This is a genomic window from Flavobacterium gelidilacus DSM 15343 (assembly GCF_000422685.1).
Classification (GTDB): domain Bacteria; phylum Bacteroidota; class Bacteroidia; order Flavobacteriales; family Flavobacteriaceae; genus Flavobacterium; species Flavobacterium gelidilacus.
The window spans coordinates 28,186-42,647 of sequence record NZ_AUGN01000004.1; the positions used below are offsets into that span (position 1 = coordinate 28,186).

Below are 14,462 nucleotides of genomic sequence, written 5' to 3' on the forward strand. Positions count from 1 at the left end.
TTATACAAATTATAAAGTACCTCTAAATGATTACACAGGAAAATAAATAGTAAAAGTAGCTCCTTGTCCTAACTGACTTGATGCGAATATTTGCCCATCATGAGTTTCTACAATTTTTTTACAAATAGCTAAACCAACACCAGTTCCTTGGTATTCTGTTTTTCCGTGAAGACGATTAAATAATAGAAATATTTTTTCGGCATTCTCTTGGTCAAAGCCAATTCCATTATCCGAAAATTCAATTTTATAATACTTTTTTGTAGTTGAATCTTTTAACCTTGATTCATTTTTAGCTACTGTTTCAGATAGTTCAACATTAATAATTGGTGCCACATTTTCTTTAGCATATTTTAGTGAGTTGCTCAATAAGTTTGTGAAAAGTTGTTGCATTTGAAAGCTTATGCCAGTAATTTCAGGTAGTTTGTTGTGATTTATTATTGCTCTTTTATCTTCAATATTTTGAGATAATTCTAAAAGGCTATTATTAAACTGTTCGTTTAAATCTGTTTTTTCAAATATTTTTTCTGTTCTATTTGTTCTTGAATATTGTAATAAATCATTTATTAGAACTCGCATTCTGTTAGATGCTTTTTCAATTCTGGTTAAATATTCTTTTCCAAAATCAGATAAATTTTCTTTTTCTTTATCATTTATTCTAGAGATAAATGTCTGAATCTTTCTTAAAGGTTCTTGTAAGTCGTGACTGGCAACATGGTTAAATTCACTTAACTCTTTAATATTTTGTTCTAGTTCTTTGTTACGTATTTTTAGTTGCTCACTTTTAATATAATCTTCTGTTACATCTTGAGTTGTACCAATCATACTAGCTACTCCGCTTAAATCTTTAAAGGATTTTGCAATGGTTTTAAAGTGTCTAATTTCTCCATCAGATCTAATGATTCTGTAATCCATTGTTGGAATTTGCTTTGTTTTCATAGCACTTTCATTAGCATCAATAACGATTTGTCTATCATCTGGATGAACAAACTCTAATAATTTGTCTATTGATGGATTAAATGATTGAGGTTCACATCCCAATAATCTGAATTTGTTATCTGAATATTTAAATTCAAGTGTATCATAGTTCAAAACCCAGCTTCCATATTGACCTAATATTTCAGCTTGTCTGCTTGATTCATCAAATATTTTTAATTCATTATTTACCTTTATTAAATCTTCATTACTACTTTTTAGCAATTCCCCTTTAAGATGTTCTTCTGTAATGTCTTCTGTTACACCTAAAACTGTTTTGTTTCCTAATTTATCTACAAAAAGTTTACCAGTAGCTCTAAGTAACCTTGTTTGTCCATCAGCTCTTTGAATCTTAAAATAAGAATAAGGAAGTTCTTCATTATCCAATATTTTTTGCATAATAACATTAACAGATTCAATATAATCAGGATGAACATATTTTAAAAAGTTATCATTATTCGCTTCAAACGATTGTGGCTCAGCACCTAAAATACGATATAGATTGTCTGAGTAAATTAATTTGTCATTATTTAAATTCCATTCCCAAGTCCCAAAATGGGAGAGAATTTCTGCTTGATAACTTAAAAATTGAGATTTATTTAATTTGGTATTTGCTGCTTGTAACTTATCTACATCTTTAGTTGTTTGGTTGTAAGCAAATATTAAAAGCATTAAAGTCATAAATAAAATACCTAAAGTAAGAATAGGTGTTAAGTAAATTTGATCATTATACTCAGAATTCCTTTTTTTGAGATAAGTTTCTTCTAAATCAACCATTTCATTTAATTTGTCTCTAATGTCAACTAACAATTTACTACTTTCTCTAAAGTTTTTTTTAAAATTAATGTTTCTAGAAATATCAACTCTTCTATTTTGTTCTGAATACGTTTTCATGTATTCATATCTTTTATTAACTATTTTAAAAAGATCTTGTAGGTTTTGTTGTTGTTGTGGATTATCATACGTCAATTTTTTTAACTGTAAAAAAGTATTGTTTACATTTTTTGTTGCTGTTCTGTATGGTTCTAAATAGAGTGTGTCTTTTGAAATTAAATAACCTCTCATACTATTTTCCGAATCTTTTATATATGAAAATAGATGTTCTAACTCTAAATTGACTTCATAAGTATGCATCAATAATTTTGAAGAGTCAGATATATTATTGATGTGTTTAAATGTAATAGCTCCAATAAATAGAATTACAAATAAACTTATTGTAAAAATGATTTTATGAAATACAGAGGATTTATGTTTAATATCTTTTAGTGGCATTATAGTCTAAGTAAAAAATTATCTTTATTTAATCCGCTAGTGTGATATTGCCAATTTATTGTAACTACATCGGAGAGTATTTTTTTTAAGTCGTTAAAGTTACTTGGCTTTTTAATGTAAATATTTGCCCCCAACACAAAAGTATTTTCAACATCTGCTTCAGAAGATGATGTAGAGTAGATGGCAACAGCTATATCTTTATATCGATCATTAAGTTTTATTTCTTTTAAACATTCAATTCCGTTTAGAATAGGCATATTTAAATCTAAAAAAATAATATTAGGCAAAACGGTTTCAGGATGATCTAAGAAATTAATTAATTCACGACCATTTTTAACTGTATTTACAACCGTATTTATTTTTAATTCATCAAATGCGTCAGTGAAAAACAACCTGTCATCTTCGTCATCGTCTGCTAAAGTAATTAGGATATAATCTTCTTGCATAGTTTTTAATTTATGTTTTTAGTTGCGTTTTCCCTGCGTTTCTTTATAATTCTTTGAAACGCTGATGGTGTGATTCCGGTTGTGTTTTTAAACTGTGAACTTAAATGCGCAACACTCGAATAATTTAATTTAAATGAAATTTCTGTTAAAGATAATTGATTGCTAATTATTAATTGTTTGGTAAGTTCTATCTTCTGCATAATAATAAAGTTTTCTATAGAAGTATAGGTTACTTCTGAAAATAAATTGGATAAATAACCATAACTATGACCAAGTTTTTCGGCTATGTAAACAGAACTTTTTACAGTAATATTACTATCTTCATTAAAAACCATATCAACAATTGTATCTTTAATTTTTTGGATTAAGATTGACTTCTGATTTTCAACTATTTCTATCCCATATGGACTCAATGAATTGTTAAATGCTTCTAATCGATCATTAGATAATTTTTCTAAAAATTCGATTTCTCCAAAACCTAAAACCTTATGTTTTATTTGATGTTCCTCTAGTTTCTCCTCGAGAACCTTTTTACATATTGAGTTAAAATCAAATTTTATAAATACTTTCATAGCTAATTCTTTATTTCGTAAATTTATTAAAATAAAAATTAATATTTTTAATTCTTTTCGATTCTTTCGTAGGAAACAATTGTTGTTGGTAAATTAAACCCATTTGATTTTAATTTTTTATAAATAAGTAATTGTAAATCAGATTTTAATTTTCCACCTGGTGCTTTAACTTCATCTGTTCTATACCAATAAAAGACAGCAATATTCACAATGTCATTTTCAATTTTATCTACGAGTACCGCGTGCATTGGAATATTTAAGACGAATTCATTTTCTTTTAAAATAGAATTGATTAATTCAAAAGCATTATCAATTTTATCATCATGAGCTACACTAACTATGAAATCACTTCGCATTAGCTCATCTATAGTAAAGTTTTCTAGATTGTTTTTTAGGATAGAAGCATTTGGAATATAGGCGTCAATTCCGTCTAAAGTTTTAATAGTAGTCGAACGCAAATTCATTTGAATAACCCTTCCTTTTACATTGTCTATTTGGATTAAATCTCCAATTCTAAAAGGTCTTTGAAAAGCCATTAAAATTCCTGCTAAGAAATTTTCTCCTATATCTTTCAGAGCAAAACCAATTATAAATGTAGATAATCCAGCTGCAGCTAAAATTTTATTTGTTACATCATCAAAACCTAAAATCCCTAAACAAATTACGAACAAAATTATAGTTAAGACTAACGAAATTATGCTCAAGATGAAATCAGCTATTAGCGGATCATTTGCTTTAGAAACGATAATTTTGTTAGCATATTTATTGATTAATTTAATAATAAGTAAACCAGCAATAAATATAATTATTGAAAATATTAGAGTTGGTAAATGACTAATCAAACCCGACCAAGATTGAGATATAGATTGTTTGAATGTGTCTATTTCTGAATACATATATAAGAATTTATTTTTTGTTTTTCTCTGCTTCTTTTTCAGCCTCTTTTTTGGCTCTTTCTTTTTCTCTTTCCTTCTTTTTAAAATAACCTCTTAATAGAAAATTATGTTTTGCAGCTTCCATATTTTCTTCTAAACCTTTGGAACTTTTTCTTAAATTTTCCATTGTTCTGTCTAGATCTTTAGCCATTCCTTCGTCATTCATTAATTTCCCAATTGTTCCTTCACCATTATTAATATCTGTTAGTAAAAGAGCTAATTCGTCTGTAATTATTTCTGCATTTTCAGCCGTAACTTTTATAGATGAAAGTATATCGTCAAACTCCACTGGTTCAAACGATTTTATTTTTGCACCATCTTTTATTTCTGGTGACTTTGCACTTCCTTGTGATATGGTTAAAATTTTATCACCAATAACTCCTTCTGATGCTATGGAAGCTTTGCTATCTTGTTTGATGAATTTTTTGACATCATTATCAATGGTAGCAATAACATTTACAGTTGAATCATTTATAATTTCGATATTCTCAATTGTTCCCACAGAAATACCTGAAAAACGAACTTGACCGCCAACTTGTAAACCACTAACGTTGCTAAAATTGGTGGAAATTTTAAATTTAGAACTAAACAAATTTTGGTTAGAACCTATAAAAAATATTATTGCGAATAATATCAATAAGCCTAAAGATACAAAAATTCCGAGTTTGACTTTATATGTGTTTTTATTTGTTGTCATGTTTTCTTATTTAAAAAATGATTTAATATAGGGATCACTATCTTTTGTAAATTCTTCTAATGTTCCTTCTTTATATACTTTTCCGTCTTTTATCATTATAATTCTATCAGCTACAGTTTTTACACATTTGATATCGTGAGTAATTATTATAGATGAATTATTAAACTTTGTTTTAGTGTCATTAATCAAATTACTTATTTCGTCTGAAGTAATTGGATCTAATCCTGTAGTTGGTTCATCATAAAGAATGATTTTTGGATTAACGACTAAAGTTCTTGCTAAACCAATTCTTTTTTTCATTCCTCCAGAAAGTTCAGAAGGCATTTTGTCGATTGAATCAGGCATGCTAACATTGGCAAGGGCTTCTTCAATTTTAGTTGTAACTTCTTCTTTTGAAAACTCTTCTTTCAATCTTGAAAGGGCAAAAGTCAAATTTTCTCTAACAGTCATTGAGTCATAAAGAGCAGCACCTTGAAATAGAAACCCAATTTTTTTACGAACTTCAATTAAGTCTTCTTCATTAATATCGGTTAATTCATTATCTCCAACTTGAATGCTTCCTTCATCATGTTTTAAAAGACTAACAATACATTTTATCAAAACCGATTTTCCTGAACCTGATTTTCCTAATACTACTAAATTTTCTTTTTCGTGTAATTGAAGCGTAACTCCGTCAAGTACTTTTTGATCACCAAAGCTTTTTTTGAGATTTTTAATGTCTATGATTATATTTTTTTCCATTATAGTAAATCGGTTATTTGTACAGCAATTAAGTCTACAATGATTAATAATAATGAAGCGGTTACTACTGCAGAATTTGCAGCAATTCCAACACTTTCTGTTCCTCTTCCTGCATTAAACCCTTTGTAGCATCCTACCAAACCTATTACAGCTCCAAAAAAGAAGGATTTTATAATAGCAGGAATGATGTCAATAAACTCTACACTTTTAAAAGCTTGTGTTATGAATAGTTGTAGACTTACATCATCTTTAATGTTTACGCCTAACCAACTTCCGAAAATTCCAATGGCATCAGCATATAAAGTTAGAATTGGAATCATAACTGTTGCGGCTAAAACTCTTGGAATAATTAGAAAATTTACTGGATTTGTATTGGAAACTTCCATAGCGTCAATTTGTTCTGTAACACGCATTGAACCCAATTCAGCTCCCATGCTTGATCCTATTTTTCCAGCACAGATTAAGGCTGTAATTACAGGTCCCATTTCTCTAATTAAGGAAACAGCAACCATTCCTGGTAACATAGCAACTGCGCCAAACTCAACTAATGGTGGTCTTGATTGTATAGTCAATACTAAACCAATAATAATTCCGGTTATTGAAATTAAACCGACGGATTTATTTCCTATTTGGTAACATTGCTTTAAAAATTCTTGAAATTCGAATTTGTTTGAAAATAAATTCCGAGTAATGTTTTTCAAGTAATCAACCACATTAGCTACATTTATAAAAAATGCAATACCTTTCTCTTTTATTACTGATAAAAGTGATTTATTATTTTGATATGAAAGTGATTTTTTACTCATTTTCTTTAATAAATTATTTTGGTCAAATTTAAGTTAAATGGACTCATCTTTATTTACACAATTTCAGTTTTTTATTATATGATATAGCATATTGCCTTGACATTCTATAAGTTTTACTTAAAATTTTGTAATGACTTAAGTGTTTAGTTTTCATAGCTTTGAAGTAACTAAAAAATATAAATTATGAGCAAAATAGAAAACTTATTCGAGAAAAAAGCAATTGAAAAATTACAAGAATTAATTAGTGAAACAAGAACTTGTTTATTTTGTACGGATTTAACATCATTACCTATTAAAACTAGACCAATGGCAAGTACAGAAATAGATGAAGAAGGAAATTTATGGTTTATAAGTTCTTCACAAAGCAATAAAAATTTTGAGATTAAAGCAGATAATAGAGTGCAACTTTTTTATACCAATAACAGCGAAAGTGAATTTGTATCCATTTTTGGAAATGCTGAAATTTTTAAAGATCAACAAATTATTGAAAAATTATGGTCTCCGATTGCAAAGGCATGGTTTGATGAAGGAAAAAAAGATCCTAATGTTTCTGTCATTTGTGTTAAACCAAACGATGTACACTATTGGGATAATAAGAATGGAAAAATTATTTCATTATTAAAAATAGCTACACAAGCTGCAACAGGTTTAAAAATGGATATTGGAAGAGAAGGAGATTTAAAATTCTAATCAAATCAAAAATCAAACTTATAAGAAAGGCTTTTCAATTCGAAAAGCCTTTTTTTGTATTAAAACGGATAACCAATTGCTAAATTAAAGACTAAATTATCTTTTCGCCAAGTTGAATTTCCAAAGCTAATATCATCAATTACCCATTCTTGTCCTTGAGGTAAATATGGTTTTCTTAATGGAAAAGCCAAATCAGTTCTTAGAATTAGAAAATTAAAATCAAATCGCAATCCAACTCCAGTTCCAACTGCTAATTGGTTTAAAAACTTGCTTGAAAACTTAGCTCCAGGTTTTTCAGTATCTTCATTTAAAAGCCAAATATTTCCTGCATCTACAAAAACTGCTCCTTTTACTAAATCATAAATTTGTCCTCTAAATTCGGCATTCATTTCTAACTTTAAGTCACCTGATTGATCGGGTAAAAAAGAATTAGTTGTATCATTTCCATTAAAACTTCCTGGACCAATTGATCTTGCTCTAAAAGCTCTAATGCTACTTGTTCCGCCAATAAAAAATTGTTTTATAAAAGGTAATTCTTTTGAATTTCCATAAGGAATTCCTGCACCAATAATAATTCTACTAGCGAGTTTTGTTTCTTTACTAAAATTGTAATAATGACGAAATTCAACTTCAGCTTTAGTATATTGACTGAATGGAACACCTAAAATTGATTTAGGGTTATCACTATCATTAGCTCCTAAAATTAAACCAGTAGAATTTCCCGATAAATCAAGTCCACCTTTAAAATAAATGTTGTTTTTTTTATTGGAAATCATTGTATTGGTATAAGTATAAGAATAAGTAGTTCCTAAAATCAACTGCTTATCAATTACTTTTTGCAAAGAAGCATTTGTAGCTATTTGCGATTTATATAAATCTGAAACATTGTTCGATGAGGTGTAAGCAATATTAACCACATTTAAATCATGTTCTTTTCTCTCATTTTCTTTCCAAATGTAGCCAAAGGAAGTATTCAATGTTTTTAACGAATAAAGTTGTGTTCTTAATTGATATTCATAGCCAATTAATGCTTTTGTATTGGGAACATAAGCACTTCCTGAACTCATTTTTATTGGAGAAATAAATCGTGGCCAAGTCAGACTTGCTTCACCTCCAAAACGATATACATTAAAACCGTTATTTTGTCCAGAAACTTGCACTTCTAATCCAGCAAATGCTGAAATTTTTAATAATTCTGCTCCTTTAAAAGTATTTCTATTGCTCCAATTGATGTTTAATTCAGTTCCGGAATAATTGGCTGAATTGGTTTTTGCTAAAGTCTCAACCTGAATTGATTTTTTAGGCAAAGGCGTTAAATAGTAATAAGCATCTAATTGATTTTTAATAGTATCATTTTCTTTAAACTCATTTTTGACAAATTTAAAAGTTCCTAAGGTAATCAATCTATTTAGTGATAAATTGTGCGTAGTTCTATTGTATAAATCTCCTTTTTTAAACAATAACGTTTTTTCAAAAATTAGAGGTTTAAAAACGGTTTTATTGTCAATGATGGTCAAATCTTGATACTTAATTGTGTCTGTTTTTTTGGAAGAAATTGTGTCTCTTTTTAAATTGAAACTTGGGTAGACAATAATATCATTGATTTTATATTGATTTTTAGCTTTTTCAGGAATGTCTTGTTTGATTTTTAAAATCAAATCTACTTCATGATTCGCAACAGTACTATCAACTTGAATTAACAGGTAATTTTCATTAAAATAATAAAAACCTCTTTCTTTTAGACTTGCATCAATTCTTGATCGTTCATTTTTTATTTGATCTAAATCATAGGGTTTTCCTATTTTTAAAAGACTTTTTTCCTTTAATTTATTAATTTCCTGGCTCAAAAGAATAGAATCTTTAGGATAAACAATGGACTTAATTTTATATTGATTGTTTAATTTTATTTGATAATTAGCTTTTGCTTTTTTACCAGTTCTAGTTGAATCAGCTTTGGATTCAGCATTAAAAAAACCTTTATTTTCTACATAATTTTGAATGACTTTTTTATTGTACTCTAAATCAACTTCACTCATTAACACAGGTTCTTCTCCTAATTTATATTTTACCCAATGTTTAAACCCTTTTTCTTTTTTTACAGTATCATAAACGTTATAAAAAAAGAGTGCTGGTCGCATTCCTAAAAAAGATTTATTAGGTTTTGGACGAATTAATCCATCTAATTCTGACTCTATTGACTTTCTTATTTTTTTAGATTCTTTGCCTTTTTCAATTTCAATAGTATGACCCACGTACAATAAATCTCCTTCAGGAATTTTACTTGTTCCGCTACAGCTCAAGAGAATTGAAACTGCTAAAAATAGTAAGATGTAATTATTTAGTCTCATTCTTTTTCTTATCTTTTTGTCTGTCTTTTATTTTTTCTTCGCGACTTTTTTGAAATAATTCTTTAAACTTATTGTAATTCATGGTAATGATAAAGGCAACACCTGTTTCAATAACTTGACCTTGCAAAGCTACTTGGTAATTATTTTTTCTGTAAGCTCTAAATTTATAACGACCATCTTTTGTAATCAAATAATCTGCCGTTACATCACCTGCAATTGTTGAAGCTTGTTGGTTTTCTTGTTGCGCACCTTCAAGACCAATACTACTTCCTACAGTAACTTTTAAACGATCATTTAATAATTGTTTTGAAAGACCAACATTTAAATCCGTTCTGTCTTCTTTTTGTCCAGAAGTATAATCTTCAGTGGCTTCAAGATCAAAATTCAATTCGAAGCCACTAATTAAATCTCCAGCCAAATTGTTTAACTGTTGCGATAAAATTTTACTAGCACTTTGTTTGGCTAAAAAGGCACCACTAACTCCACCAGTCTCGCTTTGGAAAGGATTTTCACCAATGAAACGGTTCAGTAATAATAATGCAAAAACTTGTTTGTTTAAAGCATCTTCATCATTTCTTATTTGTGCTAATTTAGCTTGGGTAGCATCAATTATTTCTGCAGAAACACTATTGTTTCCATCAGGTAGCACTATGTCAAATGAAATTTCTGGTTGTAATAATTCCCCGTTCATTTTTAATTCTGTTTCAAACGGGATTTTTTGTTTGTATGTATTTCGAGTTTCAGTTGAAATTCCAACCAATTGGTCATCTACTAAATCTAATGGAGAAGCTTCTACTTTGTAAATCGCAGTTATATCTACGTTTGCAGTTGTTGGTTCTCCTGTCCAAAGAATGTAACTACCTGGTTTGATGTCAAATTTTCTTTTGATTAAATTAAAATTCATTTCATAAGAACCACCAGTAAATTCATATTTTCCTGTTAAAGTTGTTTTTCCTGAAGGGTCAATTCCACCTGTTAATTCGGCTTCACCTTTTAATTTTAAAAAATCACCATTAGCTTCATCAATAATGATAGAAATCTCTGCATCTTTATCAATAGCAATATTTACCGAAGCATCAATTCCTCTTACTTCAGTTTGTGTAATTTGTTTTGTTGGATCTTCAATAGTAATTAAAACAGGTTGATCTTGGTCAATAAACTCCACAATTCCTTCTCTATCAGCAATGGATGGATCACTTTGTGGAAGTATAATTGCGAATTTTGTGTCAGCATTTATTTTGACTGTTCCATCAATAATTGGACTTTCTAAAGTTCCTTTTATGCCTAAATTATTATCTAAATACAATTCACCATAAAACAAATCATTGTCTTTGGCTTTTGAATTTACAGCTCTAAAATTTTTAGCTACAACATTCAAATCAAATCCTAAATTAGTATAATCTTTACTATCAATTGAGCCATTTATTTTTAATGGATTTCCGTTTTCGTCTTGTAACTTGAAATCATTAAATAGTATTTTATTAGTATTAAATGTAATTTGATCATTAATCAAGTTGAACTTTGAATTTAAAGAAACAACTAGAAAACCAACATTATTAAACTTAAGTTTTCCATCTACATTTGGATTAGTAGCTTTTCCAGAAACCTCTAATTTTCCATTCATATAACCTTCACTTTCTTTTAAGTTTTCTAACGTAAAAGGTTGTAGCGATTTCATTTGAAGCTTTTGAATGTCTAAAATAAAATCTAGACTTTCATTACTAATATTATAATTTCCATCAATATTTAGCTGATTGTTTAAACCTGATAAAGTTACGTTTGCATTATATAAGTTAGCCGTTTTATTATCTACTTTTAAGTTGAGGTTTCCAACTGTATCATTTTTAACTTTTAGGTTTTCAATGTTTAAATCAGCCACAAACAATGGAGTAGTGGTGATATTTTTAATTGTAGCTTCACCATTAATGGCTCCACCAATTTCAAAATTAGATTTAGCAATACTTGTTAAAGATTCTATTTTAAAGTTTTCAAATTTTGCCACAATTGGAGAAGTGGCTGAATTGTTTTCCGATTGAAATGAAAAAGATTGTTGGTTGTTTTTAAGAATAAAATCACGAATTATAATTCCGTTTTTCGCTAGTTTTATTTCGTTATTTTCATTTACGGTCCAATCTTCATAATTTAAAAGTAATTTTTCAGGATTAAAACTTAGGATTGAATTGCCTAAACTGTCTTTATAAATTCCAGAAATAATGTATTTGTCTTTGCTTTCTGCATCTTTAATATTTAAGGCATAATCAATTTTGTTATCTTCTAATTTACCAATTAAAGTAGTTTTTGGAATCTCAAATTGTTCGTTTTTAATTTTACCTAAAGATAAATCATAACGTAAAGCATTTTCTTGTGTATTGACTTTTAAAACACCATTTGAAACTTCATTATTAGCATAATTTAATCTTGGAATTGAAGCATTAATTGCAATGGAATCGTTCACTGAATTGTAACTTCCTTTTAATGTGATTTCTGATAATTCTATAAGTTCAGGAATTATTTTTTTAGTGATTTTATTGTCTTTAATCACGAATTCAAAATCTAAATTCTGATTTTCTTCATTCTTGGCATATTTTTTATCTAATTGATAATATTTTGAAATAGAATTTGACAGTTGATTTGCAATGGTTGATAGTTTATAATTTCCAGAAATAATTCCGTTTGCAAATTGTGATTTTAGAATAATAGAATCTTTTTCAAGAGTCGAAACTGCTCTAATACTTATTGTGTCTAAAGGAAACTGCTCTTTTTCTAAAGCAACAAGAAAATTATTAATATTGATTTTTCCATTCAAATTATCTGGATTCAAATCATCAAAATTAGCCGTGATGTTTCCTCTCATTTTTAATGGACCAGCATGAAGATTCAATTTGTTTAAATCAACAAGTTCAAGGTTTAATTTTAAATCTAATGTAGGTTTATCTGAATTTGACGAACCTTTTGCATCTAAAATAAAGTTTAAATTTGGATCAGTCGATCTCGCATTCGCAACAAATAATCCATTGTCAATGTTTCCATTAATGTTTATGTTTTTATAATCATATTCGTTAAATCTAGCTTTAATAATTTTTGAAGTCAATTTTGCAGTTGCAGTTGAAGGGTCAAGACTTCTTCCATTTATTGTTGCATTTGCCGTTACTTTTCCGAATTGATTGTTCTTTATGAATTTACCTAAATCGAAATTTTCTACACTTGCATCAGCAATATATTTTTCATTGTTTTTTCTAGATTGATCAAAAGTAGCTTCCACAATTGCATTCCCAAGTGAACTTTTTAAATCTAGATTCGTTTCGAACACATTGATGCTTCCTTTAAAGTTTGCTTTAAGATTGAAATTTTGAGGTAATTGAATTGTGTTTGGAATTGTATTTTTTGGTGTGAAGGCATAAATATCTTTGGATGTACTTTCAAAATTTATGATACTTAAATCAAAAATACTTTTATCAATATTTGGCAAACCTGTTATTGTTCCTTTAAGGTCAACTTTTGTGTTTCCAATTCCATTTGCATTGAAAGTGTTTATTTTTAAATCATCCATTTTTCCATTTATAATGGCATTGAAATTTACAATTGCATTAGGATTATTTTTAAAAATATCATTCGAATTTAAGTCAGGAACAAGTAATAAAACATCTTTGAAGCCGACTTTGCTGTCGACTAGATTTGCCTCTAAAGTCAAGTTTTGTAAATTCTCATTCACAGCTTTGATTGAAGGATAAGTCACCAAAATATTATTTTGTAGAGTAGTTTGAGGTGTTTTTAGTGATAAATTTTTCAAAGAAGCACCTTTTGAAGTATAACTAAAATCGGTTGCTAATTCATCTAATTGAAAACCACTTTTTTCTTTAAACTTAAAGGATTTAATAAATCCGTTGTAAGTATCGTTATTGATTGCAAAAGAGTTTCCTTTAAAGTTTAATTCGTTTAATTTTAAATGATTAAAGTCAATTCCTTTTTGTGTTTTTAATTCATTGTTGTTGTCAAATTCAAAATTAAAATCCGTAATTGAAATGTCTTCAACATCAATTTTCCATGGTAAACTTGAATTACTTTCAGTATTTTCTTGAGTGATTTTAGCCGACTTTGTTAAAGTAAACTTACCATTTGTTTTGTTTAATTCAATTGAATTTAAAGCTATGATTTGTTTTTCTAAATCAATAGTTTTGACTTGTGTTTTTAGCTTTTCAAATTGAATTTTTGTATCTAAATTTGAGATTGCATCTTTATAGGTAACATCAATGTTTTCAAGATTAATGTTTTTCAGGACTAATTTTAAAGTGTTTGTATCAGCTTCATCTTTAATTTTTTTAGAGGCTTTTTTTGTAGCTTCTTCTATGTCTTGATTTAAAGAAAGTTTTAAACCTTTTAGATTTATTTCAGGAACATCAAAAGTTAAATTATTCAAATCAAATTTATCAATAGTTGTATCAAAATGATTTATGAATAAGTCAATATTGTTTTTAGCAACAGCATCTTTATATGAAAATTTAATAGCATTAAGATTAATTTTCTTAATCGAAATTTCCATCCCTTTTTCATCTGTTTTTGGTTGGTTTGGAGTTTTAAACGCTTTTATAATGTAGTCAAAATTATAAACAGACTCTTTATTTACACTAATGTTAGCCGTGATTTTTTCTAAATCAATTGAATTAATTTCAACTTTATTATTGAATAATTGAAATAAGCTAATGTCAATTTTTAAAGATTTCCCAGCCAATAAAGTATCGTTCGATTGATCTTCGAAATAGACATCATTTAAAATAATTTTTTTAGGTAGACCTATTTCGATAGTTCCAATTTCAACTTTAGTTTTTATTTTATTTTCAAGATAAGTGACTGCTTTATCTTTTACAAAATTCTGAACAAACGGAATTTGTAATGCTATAACTATCAGTAGGAATAATGCTACTAAAAGTAGAATAAGTCGTAGAGTAAATTTTGCGGCTTTTTTCAAGTATACTAATAAGTTAT

The 14,462-nt window shown here is 27.9% G+C and carries 10 protein-coding genes; 1 reads left to right on the plus strand and 9 read right to left on the minus strand.

The genetic code is table 11. From position 1 onward, the window contains the following. Positions 1 to 30: 30 nt before the first annotated feature. The 7 genes from G507_RS17220 to G507_RS0102950 are packed head-to-tail and all read right to left on the minus strand — an operon-like array spanning position 31 to position 6,441. Entirely contained in the window at positions 31 to 2,244 is a 2,214-nt protein-coding gene (locus tag G507_RS17220) for a PAS domain-containing protein (protein ID WP_051191470.1), read from the minus strand. Then, positions 2,244 to 2,690 carry a response regulator gene (locus G507_RS0102925; RefSeq protein ID WP_026716084.1) on the minus strand — a complete coding sequence of 149 codons (447 nt, stop codon included), beginning with the start codon at positions 2,688 to 2,690 and terminating at the stop codon, positions 2,244 to 2,246. Before G507_RS0102925 ends, G507_RS17220 begins: the two co-directional genes overlap by 1 nt. A gap of 5 nt (positions 2,691 to 2,695) precedes the next feature. After that, the gene (locus G507_RS0102930) at positions 2,696 to 3,262 is read right to left on the minus strand and encodes a helix-turn-helix domain-containing protein (protein WP_026716085.1); all 567 of its coding nucleotides are present in this window, start codon (positions 3,260 to 3,262) and stop codon (positions 2,696 to 2,698) included. Positions 3,263 to 3,309: 47 nt separating this feature from the next. Continuing rightward, positions 3,310 to 4,158: a mechanosensitive ion channel family protein gene (locus tag G507_RS0102935; protein WP_026716086.1), complete on the minus strand. Its 849-nt coding sequence runs from the start codon at positions 4,156 to 4,158 to the stop codon at positions 3,310 to 3,312. Positions 4,159 to 4,168: 10 nt separating this feature from the next. Further along, a complete protein-coding gene (locus tag G507_RS0102940; RefSeq protein WP_026716087.1) occupies positions 4,169 to 4,894 on the minus strand; it encodes an MlaD family protein in 726 nt (241 codons plus the stop codon). A 6-nt stretch (positions 4,895 to 4,900) separates the two neighbouring features. After that, positions 4,901 to 5,635, minus strand: a complete 735-nt coding sequence (locus G507_RS0102945; RefSeq protein ID WP_026716088.1) for an ABC transporter ATP-binding protein — start codon at positions 5,633 to 5,635, stop codon at positions 4,901 to 4,903. After that, a complete protein-coding gene (locus G507_RS0102950; protein ID WP_084518922.1) occupies positions 5,635 to 6,441 on the minus strand; it encodes an MlaE family ABC transporter permease in 807 nt (268 codons plus the stop codon). The genes G507_RS0102945 and G507_RS0102950 overlap by 1 nt, the downstream gene beginning before the upstream one ends. Before the next feature lie 183 nt (positions 6,442 to 6,624). On the opposite strand from G507_RS0102950, the gene G507_RS0102955 reads away from it, so the two are divergent. Continuing rightward, complete coding sequence (locus tag G507_RS0102955; RefSeq protein WP_026716090.1) at positions 6,625 to 7,131, plus strand: pyridoxamine 5'-phosphate oxidase family protein; 507 nt, start codon at positions 6,625 to 6,627, stop codon at positions 7,129 to 7,131. A 59-nt stretch (positions 7,132 to 7,190) separates the two neighbouring features. Here the strand turns inward: G507_RS0102955 and tamL are convergent, their stop codons facing one another. Both tamL and G507_RS0102965 read right to left on the minus strand, forming a co-directional pair. After that, positions 7,191 to 9,479: a translocation and assembly module lipoprotein TamL gene (gene tamL, locus G507_RS0102960; protein ID WP_035665551.1), complete on the minus strand. Its 2,289-nt coding sequence runs from the start codon at positions 9,477 to 9,479 to the stop codon at positions 7,191 to 7,193. Continuing rightward, complete coding sequence (locus G507_RS0102965; protein ID WP_026716092.1) at positions 9,466 to 14,445, minus strand: translocation/assembly module TamB domain-containing protein; 4,980 nt, start codon at positions 14,443 to 14,445, stop codon at positions 9,466 to 9,468. Before G507_RS0102965 ends, tamL begins: the two co-directional genes overlap by 14 nt. Between the last annotated feature and the right edge of the window lie 17 nt (positions 14,446 to 14,462).